This window comes from Rhodovulum sp. 12E13 (assembly GCF_003340565.1).
Classification (GTDB): Bacteria; Pseudomonadota; Alphaproteobacteria; order Rhodobacterales; family Rhodobacteraceae; genus HLUCCA09.
The window spans coordinates 1-540 of record NZ_QPLK01000125.1 but is presented as its reverse complement, the minus strand read 5'-3'; the positions used below and the strand labels follow the sequence as shown (position 1 = coordinate 540).

At 66.5% G+C, this 540-nt stretch carries 1 protein-coding gene; it reads left to right on the top strand.

Annotation, left to right across the window (positions count from 1 at the left end):
- Positions 1–192: 192 nt before the first annotated feature.
- A partial coding sequence (locus DLJ49_RS21375; RefSeq protein WP_158547556.1) for a PAS domain-containing protein occupies positions 193–540 on the top strand: 348 nt, incomplete at its 3' end.

Here is a 540-nt window from a genome sequence, read left to right as displayed (position 1 = left end):
CTTCTGGCGGCCTGAAACACGGGGCATCTCGGAACCGATCCACACGTCCCGGGCCGCTACCGCCTCAACTTGGAAACCCGCGCCCGGAAAAACGTCCTTCCAGCCGCACTTCTTCAGCGGCCTGTTAGAAATCCGTTCAGGACTTCGCTGTAGCCTCCGTGCCGACGCGGGTGGGTGCGTACGAGGTTCAGGGTGGAAACCGTCGGGTCCGACCTTCTGGAGCTGTTTGCCGGCAATCTGCCGGGCGGGGCTTTGCATTTCGCGATCGACGCATCGGGCCGCCAGTCCTGCGGGTTCCTCAACGACGGGTGCCGCGAGCTCTACGGTCTCGCTCCCGGATCGGGCCCGGTGGCGCCGGAGCGGCTCTGGGCGATGGTCGACGCCGACGATGCCGGCGAGATGCAGCGTAGCATCGCGCAATCGGCCGAGACCCTGTGCCGATGGGAGCAGCGGTTTCGCATCATCGACGCGCAGGGAAAGCGCAAATATCTGCTCGGTCGCGGCACGCCGTGGCGCCTGCCCGACGGTGGCACCGAATGG